The organism is Alteromonas macleodii (genome assembly GCF_903772925.1).
Classification (GTDB): domain Bacteria; phylum Pseudomonadota; class Gammaproteobacteria; order Enterobacterales; family Alteromonadaceae; genus Alteromonas; species Alteromonas macleodii_A.
In genome coordinates, this window is the sequence record NZ_LR812090.1 from 294,536 (window position 1) to 309,829 (window position 15,294).

The window sequence follows — 15,294 nt, forward strand, 5'->3', positions numbered from 1 at the left end:
TTATAAATGCATAGATATGGTTATAGCCTAAATATATCTTCGTTCTCTTTGTACCAAGTTAACCAAGCGTTGGTAGTAGCCGATGCTTGGGTAGACCAATGCATACAGAGTTCTACATTCATGCCCGGATTTAAAGGAATAAATTTGCAGCCATTTGTTTGTAAGTTTTGTATACAGCTAGGAGCGAGTGCAACACAATTGCTACTGGCCACTTCTGTTAACAAAGCCTGCATGGAATGAGGTTCACTTACTACATTTACACTTAAATTTCTTTCGTGAAACAAAGCCATAATGTTATCGAACTGATTGGTAGCGTGGGCTCGGGAAAACAATATTAGCGGATACTTTCCAGCCATATCTGGTGAAATTTCACTTAATGTGTGTAGTTCGTGTTTATCTGAAACTACAACTTGTATTGGATCGTAAGCCACCCGCTTTTCTTCGAGTAGTGGTTTGTAAGCATCAGGAATGGGACGGGAAAAGCCAATATCAATGGCGTTTTCGCTAAGGGCCTGAAGTTGTTCGGCGACAGTCATTTCAATAATTTTTACTTTTACATTTTCATGTTGCTTTGAAAACTGCCGCAACATGTCTGGCAAAAAGTGAGCGCATGCAGAACTAAGGTAACCAATTCTCAATAGACCTTTGTGGCCGCTTTGTATTAATTTCGCATCTTCTTTTGCGTCACGACAGTGTTTAACAATAGCTTGCGCATGTAGCAGGAAATTTTCCCCCGCCTCAGTTAGCTCCACGGTGCGTGTATTGCGTAACAGCAAAGTAACCTCTAAATCTTCTTCTAGCGCGTTAATGTGGCGGCTTATTGCACTTTGCACTGTGTGTAGCCGAGCAGCCGCGGTTGAAAAACTCTTGCATTGTGCGACTTCAATAAAGGTTTTCAGGTGCTTGAAGTTCATGATTTATGCCATTTAGAGATTAGTGAGGTTGAATAATATCATTTAAAGGATTGCTAGCAAGGCGTTAGCATTGCTGAACAGTTTAACTAGCAAGAGAGCACTTTATGAATACCTCTAATAACCTTTCGCGCACCGGTGAGTTTACATTGCTCTTATGCGCCACCCTTACAATTATGGTTGGGGCAGCTGTTGCACCGGGGCTGATTGCTATCGCAAAAGGGCTACAATTTACTCAATACCCATCGTTACTCATCACGCTGCCTGCACTTGGAGCTATCATTTTCGCTCCGCTTTTTGGGCGATGGATAGATAAACACGGGGCAAGAAAAACGCTGTTATTAAGCTTATGGAGCTACTGCGTGCTAGGCCTATCTGTTGTGTTGCTTAGCAGTGAAATTCTTATTGCTGCAAATCGCATAGTATTAGGCGGGTTTGCTGCCGGTGTTATGGCTGCAGGAACGGCGCTGATATCTCAATGGTACACAGGGGAAGCGCGCTTAAAAATGATTGCCAAGCAAGGAATGGCTATCGAGCTCGGTGGCGTAATCTTTCTTTTTATTGGAGGGATACTAGCGCAGGCTCATTGGAAGGCGGCGTTTTTACTGTACGGCATTGCAGCAGTATGCGCACTACTAGTTGTTTTTTCCATACCGAGTAATCAAAAAATATTAACGTCGAGAAATCGCACTAGTGATCATAAAGCGAAAGACGTTGTGTCCAGTTTTTCTGGTATCAAATCCATTCTTAGCTTTGCTGTATGCGCGATGGCGCTATTTTTCAGTATGGTTGTCTCTTTACCTCAACACCTTGAAGCGCTTGACTACTCGGAAGCGCATATCGGTTACATATTGTCGTATATATCACTGGTTGCTGTGGTTGCAGCTTCGTTATTGCCTAGGTTTGTTAAAGCGATAAAAGAGAAAAGAACACTTTCGCTTTCATTTCTTTGCTTTGGCGCAGCGTTGTTCGTTTTCGGGAGTTTTAGTGAAATACAGGCAATAATGCTAGCTGCGACGTTCGCGGGTACAGGCTTTGGCCTATCAATACCACTACTCAATCATGCGACTGTAGAAATAAGCCAAGAGGAAAATAGAGGTAAGAATCTCTCGTTCTTTGCGATGGCAGTCTTCGCTGGACAATTTTTCACGTCGATTATCGACTTTCTCCCTGTAAACCTAAACCTGGTGTTTTTTATTTTCTCAGCAGTGGCAGTGTGCATATCTATTGGCGCTTTCTCATCAACACTATTTTCAACACTTCTTAGCAAGTTAGATACAAATAGCGACTAAAACCTGCTCACATCATCAAAGACTTTCGTCCAAGAGCCGCTAGTTCTTGGGCGTGCGTATATTTCAAACGTGTATGCCTGCGTATCGCCTCGACCCCAGGCTATGCCAACTTCTGATACCTTAGTGGTTTCGTTAAGCTGAACCGTTAAATTCACCGGCGAGCCGCTACCTGCCCAACGTGATGAAAAGTCGGTATTACCGTCAATAACATTGGTCGCAGGATAACTACCATGACCGCTACCATCGTCAAACGCGGTATTAATTGAAACAGAGTTTCCGCTTAAGGGCATACGAAAGGGTACTTAACTTAGCGAGTGGTGCACTTGTTGATTTTTAATCTAAGTAATTTCATGCACTTAATCGTTGAGGTTTGATTTAATGCGTTTTGCGTTTTGCATGGGCTACGACTAGGCTTTAGTTGTGGACTTTCACAATTTAGATTAAGAGGGAGTTTTAATTATAATGCCAAAGTATATTCATAATTTTCTATCATTGAATAAATGCCATCGAGCACGTTCGAAGCCGCCAAAAGTCGTCAAATTAGGTACTTATGTATCACTCTTCGTTGTTTCATTTATTGCATTTCCTGGTTCCACTTTAGCAAAAACGGTTTGTAGTACTGAAGTTGTAGAAGAAAAAGGCACCCCTACTCTTAGTTCTGGGCTGATTGATGCAATGTATGAAGCAATTAGCACTAACACTTTTGACCTTGACGAACCTTATACTTTGATAAGTAAGAAACATTTCTGTATGGGTGCAGGAGAGTCTAATAAAGGAGCTGAAAGTTCTCTTGAAACTCTTAACAGTGTCCCAAATCCTGACCCAGCACCGAAAGAAGGTGATAAGCAAACAGTCAAGCAGACTAAAGCTGATGGAAGCAGGGAGTGGACTTATACTTATGTGAATGGAGTTTGGGTATTGACTGGATACAAATACACACCTTTGCCTGATGCTGATAGTCTGGATCCATAATTGACCAGCCTCATATAAATAGATCCCCAAGCGCAACGACATCTGTACCAAACTTACAAACTCTTGAAGCGAAGACACATAGAACTGTGCTTTTAGTGGCTTTTTAACGCCAGTCCGAAGTATCTGAACCGCTTTCGTACCTAAACTATTATCTGCACTAATTTCAGACTCCTCACAGTCTCCAATAACCCGTACTTCATTCGTAGCTGGCTTATATTTTTCAACCATATAGTCCAAAGGCTTACGTCAAAAAGCCAGACGCATTTCTTTACTTAAAGAGGGAGTTAAATCGTTACGCTTATCTGACTCGATGGCATTGAATAGAGGTAACAATATGCCTTCACCTACACTATTGTTCGGTGCTAAGCACCTTTCGAAATCAAAAATTAATAATGGCATGTATGGCTAAATTACTGGGGAGTGGCGTGTGTCATAGGCACACTTGAATGTTTCAATTTCAGAAAGAGCACCCTGCATAGTCGCGCACTTGACGCATAGTGGAACGAAGCCAAGTACTCTGAAAACAAGCCTGATAAGAACTAGTTTGCGCTTTTTAGACGCAGTTAAAGCCAAAGAGCGCTTTTTTTTAATAAAAAACTTATGCATGTTCTTGCCTACTTTTCAAAATGGGTACTACGCTTATCTCATGTGTGCAAAGTCAGTTAATCATAACGTTGTTACCCAGCTTGGCTAACATCGTTATGTTGCCTTTGCGCTAGGCTTTTTGCCCACTGGCGCTCAAATTGTGTGCCCAGCGCTTTGTAATTCGTGAACCAAGTAACGTGCTTAATTATGAAAGAGTACTGTTGAATTTAAGTCGCAGTGTTTTTTCAAGGAGAGTTTTTTTGTCATCTAGTAACTTACCCTCAATACAGCAAGGGGCTTTAAAGAGCATATATGTACTTTGTGTAGTAGGCATAGCTGCTTCTTGGGCTTTGTTCTTTTTTGTGTCCGCGCTCACAGCGCTTGCGGTACTAACAGGCGTAGTTGTCTTTAGTGCTTTCGCTTATAGCAAAAGTGCGGATGAAGTTGACGAGATCTATCCAAATAACGACTCCATAGGGCAAAGCGAACAAGCGGGTAGTGCTGATATCAAAAAAGCGAGCGATGAGCTTGCTCTGTCTTTAAGCACATGCGACAGCAATTTATCGTCCATCAAGTCTACCCAAGATGACGCCGTTGAAACTTTATCCAATGCCTTTAGCAGCTTAAAAGCCCTTGTTGCACAGCAAATTCAATGCATTGACGCGTTATTGAGCGTTGATAGTGCGCAAACACAATCATATTCAGAACGCATGCGAACGTTCGCACAAGAAACTGACGGAACCTTAACCGAATTTATCGATTCAACCGAGCAAATGTCCTCTTCAACAAAGCACCTTATGGAACAAGTCCAAACTATCCAACAGGCCATGCCTACGGTTATTGACGCGCTTAGCGGCATTGATGATATCGCCGCGCAAACCAACTTATTGGCTCTAAATGCTGCGATAGAAGCGGCAAGGGCAGGCGAAGCAGGTCGAGGTTTTGCGGTTGTAGCTGATGAAGTACGCGCATTATCAACCCGCTCTACACAATTTAGTGACGTGATTAAAACCCAAGTTGAGAACATTCGTAGTTTGGTAGACAAACTCACCGACACAGCAGAATTTGTAGCCTCGCAAGATATATCTCAGGTTGTTAATGCTAAATCACACATTAGTGATCAACTGGCCGAAATCATTAGAAAAGCAGAAGCGGATCTTGTAACTACAAAACAGATTGAAGATATAGGTTCACAGCTTGATGAGTCGATAAACGCAGCTATTCGAGGTATGCAATTTGGCGATATAAATGGCCAGCATATTCAATATACCCAAGACATGATTTCGTTCATTAAAGAACAGTTGGCAACGTTAGATGCCAGCAATATTGAGCGTTTTGTCAGCGCATTAAATGAGTACCAAAAAGGGCTCGCTGCGAAAGGTAAAAATGATCACAACCCGGTGTCTGCAACCTCTATGGACGCTGGAGAAGTTGAATTGTTCTAAGCTAAGAAAGGACAGGAAGCACTGTCAGTAATGACATATTTTGGAGAAGTGAGCATATGAGCAAACATATTTTAGTTGTCGACGATTCAGTGTCGATTCGTCAAATGGTAGAGATGACATTAAAGGGCGCCGGATATACCGTCACCACAGCACAAGACGGTCAAGAAGCGCTGGATAAATGTAAGGGGCAGCAATTTAACTTTGTACTCACTGATCAAAACATGCCTCGTATGGATGGCCTTACGCTTATTAAAAATTTGCGTGGTTTAGGGGCCTACAGCAGAACCCCAATTGTCATGCTTACCACAGAAGCGGGCGACGATATGAAAGCGAAAGGTAAAGCTGCGGGAGCAACTGGCTGGATGGTAAAACCTTTCGATCCAAACAAACTTCTTGACGTTACTAAGCGTGTCTTAGGTTAAGCCTAACTTCTAATACCTTAAGTCTGGAAGGATTCAGAATGAGCATCGATATTGAACAGTTCCATAGTGTGTTTTTCGACGAGAGCGACGAGCATCTCGACGATATGGAACAGCTATTGATGAGCTTAGACGTCGAATCTCCTGATCCTGAAGAACTCAATAGTATTTTTCGAGCAGCCCATTCCATAAAGGGCGGTAGCGGTATTTTCGGCTTTGATGCGTTGATGAACTTAACGCATGTGATGGAAAATTTACTCGACAAGGCTCGTAACAATGAACTTAGCGTCACAGCTGACATTGTAAATGTTCTTTTAGAAACTCTAGACGTTTTAAAAGACACCTTAAACGCCTACCGTGATGAAACTGAAATTCCACAAGAAGGCATCGATGAGCGCATAAAAATACTCAACGGTGTTATTAACGGGCAACCCACTGATGCTGAATCAGATGGCAACTATGGGTCAACTGAAGTAAGCGTAAACGCGCAAAATGAAAGTGAACATGATGATGGCTTCGGCTTCTTTGATGATGAGCCTTCTGAGGCTAGTTCAGCTACTGACGACGGTTTTGGCTTTTTCGATGAAGAGCCTGTTCACAATCAATCTAGCGAAAGCAGCGAAGCAGACGATGATGGCTTTGGATTTTTTGATGACGTATCTGATAACCGCGATCTTCAAGAAAGCGAAACTACCCAATCGTCACCACAAGCTGATGAAGGTTTTGGGTTCTTTGATGATGAAGAAACCCAAAGTAACCTTGTCGAGTCTCAAGCGGAAAAATCAGAAGCCGGAAAAGCTGAAAGTGGTAACAAAGAGGAAGGCCAAGGCTTTGGCTTTTTCGAAGACGTACCTTCGGCTAGCCACATAAATACTGCAGTAAACACAACTAACGATCAGCAAAGGCAAAGCGCCAAGACCTCTCAAAACTCGGCAACAACATCTAACGGTGTTAAAGCACCACAAACTGGGGCTGGCTCTACGCATGCAACGGCTAAGAAGAAAACTAAACCTTCTACGAAAAAAAGCACCGCCCGAGAGTCGGCTTCAATTCGAGTAGATACCACGAAAATTGACGCTATGGTTAACTTGGTGGGCGAACTGGTTATCACCCAGTCAATGCTATCTATGATAGGCCAGGATGTTGATGGGCAAGTTGGAGAGCGGCTACAGCTAGCTATTGATGAGTTACAGCGCAACACCCGGGAAATTCAAGAGTCGGTCATGTCTATGCGCATGCTTCCGCTAACTGCAACTTTTAATCGCTTCCCCCGTTTAGTAAGAGACCTAGCAGGAAAGTTGGGTAAACAGGTTGAACTGGTACTTCAAGGTGGCAGTACGGAAATCGATAAAAGCCTAATTGAAAAGATTGTCGACCCGCTTACTCACTTAGTGCGCAATAGCATTGATCATGGCATCGAAATGCCAGAAAAGCGTACGGCTGCTGGCAAGCCGGAAAAGGGCACGGTTATCTTAAGTGCCGAGCAAAAGGGCGGCAGTATTATCATCAGTATTATTGACGATGGTGGTGGCCTTCATCGCGATAAAATTCTTGATAAAGCGCGAAGCAACGGGCTTGCCGTATCAGACGATATGCCTGACTCAGAAGTATGGCAGTTGATTTTCCAGCCTGGCTTCTCAACCGCCGAAGCTATTACCGATGTATCGGGCAGAGGGGTAGGAATGGATGTGGTGCGTCGCAATATCGAGTCAATTGGCGGACGCATTGATATTGAATCGAGCGCTGGAGAAGGCTCTGCTTTTTTCATTCACCTGCCGCTTACGCTTGCCATTGTCGACGGCATGTGTGTGTCAGTAGGTAAGCAAATCTTTGTTGTTCCTCTTTTAAATATTATTGAATCTTTCCAGCCCACAAAGCAGCAGCTTAAAACCTTGGGTAACGACACCGTACTTTACATCCGAGACCAATATTGGCCTTTAGTGCCTCTTTACGACTTTATGGAAGTAGAGGATGCCGCACTTTCTCCAACAGAGGGCATTGTGGTGTTACTTGAAAGCAGTAAAAAGCGCTTTGGTATTTTGGTTGATGCACTAGTGGGCCAGCAGCAGGTGGTCATTAAAAGTTTAGAGGAACACTACCGTAAAGTGGCTGGAATAGCGGGGGCAACCATTATGGGTGACGGAAAAGTCGCACTTATCATTGATGCAGACTCCATCGCTACAACCTACACCTCCAGCCAAATAGAGGAGTTACTTTCATGAGTGAAACTGCCTTGCATCAAGCGGTTACTGGCGGACAAGACAAAGAATACTTAAGTTTCGTGCTTGGCGATGAGCATTACGCCTTGGACATAACAACAGTGAAGGAAATCAGAGGATACGAACAAGTTACCAAAATTGCGAATGCGCCAGCGTTTATAAAAGGCGTAATTAATTTACGTGGTGACATAGTTCCTATCGTGGATTTGCGTATTAAGTTTAACGTAGGCGAGGCCACATATAACGACTTCACAATAGTGATAATGCTGAACATTCAAGAGCGCATTGTTGGCATCGTGGTAGATGGTGTATCCGATGTTATTCGCTTGTCTGAAGAGCAAGTACTTCCGCCACCAGAGTTTGGCGTAGCCTTTGACAGCAGATATCTACACGGCTTAGCCGATGTGGATGAAAACATGGTCATTCTGGTGAACATTGAGAGCTTAATAACCAGCGAGGAGCTGGGTTTAGTTGCACCTGATAGCGTTAACGACGACGCGTAGTTACAAGGTCCTTCACTAAACGGAAACACCTGACATTGGGAAATATTAGTTATGGGCGTATTTAATTTTCTTAACGGCGAAGAATTAAAAATAGCGAAGCACGACGCGCTATTAAAGTCGAATATTTTAAAGGCGAGTGCTTCAAACTTGTTGGTTATCGACAAGTCTGGGGTTATTCATTACTGCACACCGGCATTCCTGCATATGGTAAAAGCCTACTCTAAAGACTTTTCTGTCGGCGGTGGCGAATCCACATTATCAGGAAAGCACATTGACGATATTACAGTCAGTGCAAGCACAGCAGAAAATCCGTCTTATTTACTCACCCATTCTACAGGTGGTAACAAGCAGCTTGTTTCACTTGCTGAACATAGCTTTTGTGTAAGTACATCTGCAATAACAGCGGACGAAAACGGCACTCAGCTTTTCGTTAATGAATGGCAGGACAACACAGAAAATAAACGTAACAAAGGCATGGTCGATGCCATTATGCGAAGCCAAGCTGTGATCTCCTTTACTACAGATGGGGAAATATTATCGGCTAACGACAACTTTCTATCCGCCATGGGTTATAGCGAGGCTGAAGTAGTAGGAAAGCACCATCGTATTTTTGTAGATAGTGACTACGCACAAAGCGATGAGTACAAAGCGTTTTGGACAAAGCTAAAAAGCGGAGACGTACACAGCGGTGAGTTTTGCAGAATCAATAAACAAGGCGAAGAGGTATGGATCCAAGCTACCTATAACCCTGTGTTTGACGACAACGGCGAGGTGGATTACATCATTAAATTTGCCTCTGACATTACTGCACAAAAACAGAAAAATGCAGATTTTGAAGGGCAAATTACCGCCATTAACAAATCTCAAGCCGTAATCGAGTTCGACCTAGAGGGAAATATTTTAAACGCCAACGAAAATTTCCTTGCCGCAATGGGCTATAGCTTGTCAGAAATTAAAGGGCAGCATCACAGTATGTTTGTCGACCCAAGGTATAAGCTAAGTGCAGAATACGCTGCTTTTTGGCAGAGTTTAAAAGCAGGAGAGCATACCGAGGGTGAATACAAACGCATTGCCAAAGGCGGCAAAGAGATATGGATCCGTGCGTCTTACAACCCCATTTTTGATAGTACTGGCATGCCATTTAAAGTAGTTAAATTTGCCACCGACGTAACGCAAGATAAGCTAAGAAACGCGTATTTCGAAGGGCAAATTAACGCGATTAGTAAATCTCAGGCGGTCATCGAGTTTGATGTAGATGGCAATATCATTACCGCTAATGACAACTTCCTCAACACTATGGGTTACCGCCTAGACGAAATTAAAGGTAAGCATCATCAGTTATTTGTAGATGAAGAAAACAGACAAACAGAATCGTACCAGCGTTTTTGGTCTGAACTTAAAGAAGGCAAATTCTTCTCTGGCGAATTTAAGCGAGTAAGCAAGTCAGGTAATAGCGTATGGATCCAAGCTTCTTATAACCCAATAGAAGACATGAACGGTAACCCGTTCAGAGTAGTTAAATACGCAACCAACATCACTGAAGACAAGTTGAAAAACGCCTACTTTGAAGGTCAGTTGAACGCCATAAGTAAGTCTCAGGCTGTCATTGAATTTGACCTTGAAGGCGTAATCTTAAACGCGAACAGCAACTTTTTAGCCGCGATGGGCTATACCCTTGACGAAGTAAAAGGTAAGCACCACAGTATTTTTGTAGATCCTGCCTTTAAAAATAGCCCCGAATACGCAGCCTTCTGGGAGCAATTGCGTCAAGGGGTTTATGCCAGCGGCGAGTATAAGCGTTTCGACAAATCAGGAAAGCCAGTTTATATCCAAGCCTCTTACAACCCCATCTTAGACCAAAACGGCAAGCCGTTTAGAGTAGTGAAATACGCGACAGATGTTACAGGTAGAACCTTAGCAGTAGAAAGCATCAAATCTATTATGGCGAGCTTAACAGAAGGCGATTTATTGAAAACAATAGATGAGCCACTAGATGGTGATTTCAAAGTACTGGGTGAATCCATCAATCACTTTATTGGCGAACTACGCGACACCATAGTGAAAATTCACACTGCTGTTGAAACCATCGATACTGCTTCAAACGAGATAGCCACGGGTAACGCCGACCTGTCTAGCCGTACCGAGCAGCAGGCTTCAAGCTTAGAAGAAACTGCCTCAGCCATGGAAGAACTAACGGGAACGGTGAAGCTAAATGCAGAGAATGCTGACCAAGCAAAAGGGTTGGCAAGTCAGGCGTCTGATGTAGCATCTGAGGGCGGCAAAGTTATTGAACAAGTGGTGCATACCATGGGTGAAATTAATGACTCAGCCCAGCGTATTTCCGACATTATCGGCGTAATTGATGGCATTGCCTTCCAAACAAACATACTTGCACTAAACGCAGCCGTTGAAGCGGCAAGAGCGGGAGAACAAGGACGCGGATTTGCAGTTGTTGCCTCCGAAGTAAGAACGTTGGCCCAGCGCTCTGCAGAGGCGGCAAAAGACATTAAGGCGCTAATTTCAGCATCGGTGGAAAAAATTGGCGATGGCAATGTATTGGTGAATAAGTCTGGTGAAACCATGGCCAATATCGTCACTGCCATAAAGCGTGTTAACGACATTATGTCTGAAATTGCTGCTGCCTCATCGGAGCAAGCCACAGGCATTCAGGAAGTGAGCAATGCGGTGGTTCAAATGGACGAAATGACCCAACAAAATGCTGCCTTAGTTGAACAGGCAGCGGCAGCCGCTGACAGTATGCGACAGCAGTCGGGTGAACTCGCGCAGCGGGTATCTGTTTTCAAAGTAGGAAATAGTCGAAAGCCCGAACAGACCTCTGAGGTGCGCTCGTTAAATGGTAGCAGTGGGTTACCTAAAGAGCGCGAAGTGCCAAAGCAGCGAATAAAAGCGCTGAATCCAGCTGCGCCTGATGCGTCGGATTGGGAGGCATTTTAGTGTATGACGGCCATACCAAGCACGGACGCGCAAAGGGAGTTTTCATATAGCCGAAGAGATTTCGAGCGGGTAAAAGGTCTGCTTTTTAAACAAGCAGGTATTAACCTAGCCGACTCGAAAGACGCGATGGTTTATAGCCGCCTTGCGAGGCGGCTGCGCACGCTCGAAATAAATAGCTTTAAAGAATACTTAGCTTATGTTGGAAGCAATGACGATGAAATGGAGCACTTCATCAATGCGCTTACCACCAACCTGACTGCGTTTTTCAGGGAGCCACATCACTTTGAAGCGCTAGCAAATTTTCTTCGAAAGCGACCGCAAACTAAACGTATTTGGTGTGCTGCGAGCAGCACGGGTGAAGAGCCTTACAGTATTGCGATGACGGTGGCGTCTGTGTTTGGCACCTTTACGCCCAACGTACAAATACTTGCCACAGACATTGATAGTAAAGTGTTGCAGAAGGCCCGCCAAGGCGTTTATGCCCAAAATAGTATTAGTCAGCTTTCTTACGATTATAAAACCCAATTCTTCTACAAAGGTAAAGGTTCGCAAACCGGAAGAGTAAGGGTGGTAGATGAGCTACGTAAAATGGTGCAGTTCGAACCACTCAATTTAATGTCGCCAAACTGGTGTTTAGATGCGCCGATAGACGTAATTTTTTGCCGCAACGTTATGATTTACTTTGACCGTCCTACGCAGCGTAAAATTTTAGCGCGTATGGTGAAGTTAATGTGTAGTGACGGCATGTACGTAGCAGGGCACTCTGAAAATTTCACTATGTACCCTGAACTGGTGGCGCCCATGGGGAAAACCGTTTATCGACCCGTTGTTTAAAGGGAACTTGTAGTATGAGTCAGGATGAAAACCCCATACGTTATTTTGATAATCGCCTTCAAAAAGAAGCGGTGAAGCTCCTGCCGGGGCAATACTATGCTACTGCCGCAGACAAAGCTTTGGTAACTATCCTTGGTTCGTGTGTTGCGGCGTGCATTTTCGATCAAGAAAAGAAAATTGGGGGCATGAACCACTTCATGTTGCCCGATCTCAACTTTACTACCAATCTCGACGCCTGCTTAGCCACAAAGTACGGCGTGCACGCTATGAATATGCTGATAGACCAACTCGTGCATTTAGGCGCGCGTCGTAACAAGCTGGTGGCTAAAGCATTTGGCGGCGGAAAAGTCTTACCAGGGTTTGTGCAACAAGACATTGGGCGAGTAAATGCAGAGTTTGTTTTAGAGTATTTAGATAATGCAAATATTCCCCTTGTTAGCAGTGATTTGATGTCTACCTATGCTCGAAAAATTTACTATTTTCCGGCAGACGGAAAAGTGTATATGAAGCGAATTCGCGAGTTCAATAATGCCACGCTTTACGAGCGTGAATCTACGCATCGTGTTCTACTTTCTGAGCAAGCGAAGACGGGTGTTATTTCATTTTCGGAACAATCACATGCCTATAAAAGTTCTCGTCGTTGACGACTCTGCCTTAATAAGACAAATTTTGTCAGAAATCGTCGCTAAAGCGCCAGGGTTATCATTAGTTGGCGCAGCACCCGATGCCTACGTAGCCAAACGGATGGTACAAGAGTTTAGGCCCGATGTTATTACCCTAGACATTGAAATGCCGAAGGTAGATGGGCTTCGCTTTTTAGAAGTGATGATGAAGGCGATGCCAACCCCAGTGGTAATGATTTCCACGCTCACTGAACGAGGCGCCGATGCAACGTTGCGCGCCCTAGAATTGGGAGCGGTTGATTTCATGGCAAAGCCAAAATTAGGTGTGGCGCAAGGTATGACCGAATATGCCGCAGTTATCGTTGAAAAGATAAAGGCAGCGGCCCACTCAAAGTTAAGCCATCCCACCGAAACTCGCTGTACTAAGCACGCTTCCATGCGCTATACCGGCACTGAAAAGCTTATTGGAATAGGCGCTTCAACTGGGGGAACCGAAGCGATCAAAGATGTCATCATGCATTTTCCTCGCAATGCTCCAGCAACTATTATTTCCCAACATATGCCTCCGGGTTTTACCACCACCTATGCTAAGCGTCTTGATAACCTTTGTGAAATAACGGTGCGAGAAGCGCAGGGGGGAGAGCGCTTATTGCCAGGCTTTGCCTATTTAGCACCAGGTAATAAACATTTAAAAGTAGAGAGAAGTGGTGCCGATTATCGCTTGAGCCTTGATGATGGCCCTAAGGTATCAGGGCATAAGCCGTCGGTTGACGTCATGTTCGATTCACTTGCTGAGCACGCAGGGGCAAATGCAGTGGGTGTATTGCTTACCGGAATGGGGCGCGACGGGGCAAAAGGTTTAAAGAATATGCACACTAAAGGCGCTGTCACCTTCTGCCAAGATGAAAAAACCTGTGTTGTATACGGCATGCCTAAAACCGCTGTAGAAATGAAAGCTGCAAGTTTCATAAAACCCTTAGAAGAAATTTCAGACGCTATACTTGATACACTCGAAGCATTAGGAGCGGGTAGTCGGCTTTAAGTAGTTCTTATATCTTCTGGTGCTTTTACAAATCCTCCAAGTACTTTCCTTATTGTAGATTCCATAAGCGATGGGCGTACCCGTACCACTGCCTGTCGCAAATGTCACCAAAGTAACAAGTTAACAAAAATATTCAAAAGTATAATTGTTAGAGGTAAAAATTAGACCATAATTTGATCGTGTTTTGTACAGTTGTTAACGCGGTAGTTACAATCGAGGTGAAATCGTGGTCGCCATTGCAGCAAATTATTTGGATAACTTTTTCTCTAGCAAGAGCAATGCTTTCGTTGTGGCGTTTTTAACGATGTTAGGGAGCTGGACTTTATCCTTTACGTCAGTATCGCATTTAGGACTCGTGCTTAGCTCCGCTTGTGTGGTTTTTCTGCTGTTCGTACTACTAAGAGTAACTAATTTAAGTCAGGCAACAGCAACGCCTAACGCTAACGATTCAACAGAGTACTACTCTCCTTCTCATGAGGCTTCGTTAGCTTCTGATTCAATCAGTATTGCAGTATCCGAAGCGAACAACATATTATCAGTCACCTCATCAAATATTAGTGACATTTTTTCAACCCAAAGCGATGCGGTGGCTACGTTAAGCGAATCCTTTATTTCTCTTCAATCCCTGCTTGGCCAGCAAGAAATTAGCATAAACAATTTGCTAAAAGACGATGATAACAGTGACTGCGCTTACGCCGACAAAATGCGTTCATTCGCGTCAGACACCGATGCAACACTAACGCAATTTATCGCATCAACTACCCAAATGACCGACTCTACAAGAGCGTTAGAAACTCAAGTTCAAACTATTCAGCAAGCCATGCCTACCGTGATTGAAGCGTTAAGCGGCATTGACGATATTTCTTCACAAACCAACCTACTAGCGCTTAACGCAGCTATCGAAGCTGCGCGTGCTGGTGAAGCTGGTCGTGGATTTGCTGTTGTCGCAGACGAGGTCCGTGCGCTATCTACCCGTTCTACGCAGTTCAGTGACGTAATTAAAACCCAAATAGAAAATATCAAGTCGCTTATCGATAAACTAACGGAAACTGCTGAAGTCGTTGCGTCTCAGGACATTTCTCACGTGGTGAACGCAAAAGATGCGATTAGCGAACAGCTCAAAGGCATTATCAAAAAAGCAGAAGCTGATATACAGGGCGCAAGCGAGCTTGAAGCCATCAGGCAACAGCTTGCCGACTCCACAGCAGCCGCCATTCGCGGCCTTCAGTTTGGCGATATAAATGGCCAAAACCTCACGTATACCCGAGAGACCATTGAATTCATTATTGAGCAGCTTTCACAGCTGTCCGCAGAAAGCGCAAGTCGTGTGCGAGAAAATCTAGAAAACTATCAACACTCGCTTACTGAAAAAGGGCAAGCAGACCATAACCCAGTTTCTGCGACTTCTATGGATGCGGGTGATGTAGAGCTTTTTTAGCGGTAACGAAAATCTCTACAAAGCAAGGTAAGAGCAATTTTGACAATTCAAAAGGT

13 protein-coding genes are annotated in these 15,294 nt (G+C 44.1%); 11 read left to right on the forward strand and 2 right to left on the reverse strand.

Features of this window, described 5'->3' with window-relative positions:
- Positions 1-20: 20 nt before the first annotated feature.
- Positions 21-914, reverse strand: coding sequence for a LysR family transcriptional regulator (locus tag PCAR9_RS01285; RefSeq protein ID WP_179982075.1), 894 nt, complete (start codon positions 912-914; stop codon positions 21-23).
- A gap of 104 nt (positions 915-1,018) precedes the next feature.
- On the opposite strand from PCAR9_RS01285, the gene PCAR9_RS01290 reads away from it, so the two are divergent.
- Complete coding sequence (locus tag PCAR9_RS01290; protein ID WP_179982076.1) at positions 1,019-2,203, forward strand: MFS transporter; 1,185 nt, start codon at positions 1,019-1,021, stop codon at positions 2,201-2,203.
- Here PCAR9_RS01290 and PCAR9_RS01295 read toward each other — a convergent pair.
- Positions 2,200-2,493: a discoidin domain-containing protein gene (locus PCAR9_RS01295; RefSeq protein WP_179982077.1), complete on the reverse strand. Its 294-nt coding sequence runs from the start codon at positions 2,491-2,493 to the stop codon at positions 2,200-2,202. The genes PCAR9_RS01290 and PCAR9_RS01295 overlap by 4 nt on opposite strands.
- A gap of 172 nt (positions 2,494-2,665) precedes the next feature.
- Here PCAR9_RS01295 and PCAR9_RS01300 point away from each other — a divergent pair, with 172 nt between their 5' ends.
- The 10 genes from PCAR9_RS01300 (at position 2,666) to PCAR9_RS01345 (ending at position 15,238) form a co-directional block, all read left to right on the forward strand.
- Entirely contained in the window at positions 2,666-3,175 is a 510-nt protein-coding gene (locus PCAR9_RS01300; RefSeq protein ID WP_179982078.1) for a hypothetical protein, read from the forward strand.
- Positions 3,176-4,533: 1,358 nt separating this feature from the next.
- Positions 4,534-5,205 carry a methyl-accepting chemotaxis protein gene (locus PCAR9_RS20220; RefSeq protein ID WP_415858651.1) on the forward strand — a complete coding sequence of 224 codons (672 nt, stop codon included), beginning with the start codon at positions 4,534-4,536 and terminating at the stop codon, positions 5,203-5,205.
- Between the two features lie 56 nt (positions 5,206-5,261).
- Entirely contained in the window at positions 5,262-5,627 is a 366-nt protein-coding gene (locus PCAR9_RS01310) for a response regulator (protein ID WP_071950567.1), read from the forward strand.
- Between the two features lie 38 nt (positions 5,628-5,665).
- Entirely contained in the window at positions 5,666-7,846 is a 2,181-nt protein-coding gene (locus tag PCAR9_RS01315; protein WP_179982080.1) for a chemotaxis protein CheW, read from the forward strand.
- Entirely contained in the window at positions 7,843-8,346 is a 504-nt protein-coding gene (locus PCAR9_RS01320; protein WP_025256887.1) for a chemotaxis protein CheW, read from the forward strand. The genes PCAR9_RS01315 and PCAR9_RS01320 overlap by 4 nt, the downstream gene beginning before the upstream one ends.
- A 51-nt stretch (positions 8,347-8,397) precedes the next feature.
- Positions 8,398-11,301 (forward strand): PAS domain S-box protein, encoded by a 2,904-nt coding sequence (locus PCAR9_RS01325; protein ID WP_179982081.1) that lies wholly within the window; start codon positions 8,398-8,400, stop codon positions 11,299-11,301.
- A 3-nt stretch (positions 11,302-11,304) separates the two neighbouring features.
- Positions 11,305-12,135 carry a CheR family methyltransferase gene (locus tag PCAR9_RS01330; RefSeq protein WP_179982082.1) on the forward strand — a complete coding sequence of 277 codons (831 nt, stop codon included), beginning with the start codon at positions 11,305-11,307 and terminating at the stop codon, positions 12,133-12,135.
- Between the two features lie 14 nt (positions 12,136-12,149).
- Positions 12,150-12,779, forward strand: a complete 630-nt coding sequence (cheD, locus tag PCAR9_RS01335; protein ID WP_179982083.1) for a chemoreceptor glutamine deamidase CheD — start codon at positions 12,150-12,152, stop codon at positions 12,777-12,779.
- Complete coding sequence (locus PCAR9_RS01340) at positions 12,754-13,800, forward strand: protein-glutamate methylesterase/protein-glutamine glutaminase (RefSeq protein ID WP_179982084.1); 1,047 nt, start codon at positions 12,754-12,756, stop codon at positions 13,798-13,800. The genes cheD and PCAR9_RS01340 overlap by 26 nt, the downstream gene beginning before the upstream one ends.
- Positions 13,801-14,026: 226 nt before the next feature.
- Positions 14,027-15,238, forward strand: coding sequence for a methyl-accepting chemotaxis protein (locus tag PCAR9_RS01345; RefSeq protein ID WP_179982085.1), 1,212 nt, complete (start codon positions 14,027-14,029; stop codon positions 15,236-15,238).
- Positions 15,239-15,294 lie beyond the last annotated feature (56 nt).